General features: G+C 63.5%; 1 protein-coding gene. It reads left to right on the forward strand.

Features of this window, described 5'->3' with window-relative positions; translation table 11 throughout:
• A partial coding sequence (locus SB753_RS34615; protein WP_410804539.1) for a citrate/2-methylcitrate synthase occupies nt 1-542 on the forward strand: 542 nt, incomplete at both ends.

Consider the following 542-nt stretch of genomic DNA (forward strand, 5'->3'; position numbering starts at 1 on the left):
CTCAAGGCGTTGCGCGGCCTGCCCGCCAATGTGAAGGCCGCGCTCGAATGGATTCCCGCAGCCGCGCATCCAATGGACGTGATGCGCACCGGCGTCTCGGTGCTCGGCACCGTGCTGCCGGAGAAGGACGATCACAACCTGCCCGGCGCGCGCGATATCGCCGACAAACTGATGGCGTCGCTCGGCTCGATGCTGCTGTACTGGTACCACTATTCGCACAACGGCAAACGCATTGAAGTGGAAACCGATGACGATTCGATCGGCGGCCATTTCCTGCATCTGCTGCACGGTGTGGAGCCGTCGAAGTCGTGGGTCGATGCAATGCATGTGTCGCTGAACCTGTATGCCGAACATGAGTTCAACGCGTCGACGTTCACGGGCCGCGTGATCGCGGGCACCGGGTCTGACATCTACTCGGCGATCACGGGCGCGATTGGCGCGCTGCGCGGACCGAAGCACGGCGGCGCAAACGAAGTCGCGTTCGAGATCCAGTCGCGCTACCAGACGCCGGACGAAGCGGAAAGCGATATCCGCCGGCGCGT

It is taken from the genome of Paraburkholderia sp. SIMBA_053, from assembly GCF_046534895.1.
Taxonomy (GTDB): domain Bacteria; phylum Pseudomonadota; class Gammaproteobacteria; order Burkholderiales; family Burkholderiaceae; genus Paraburkholderia; species Paraburkholderia caledonica.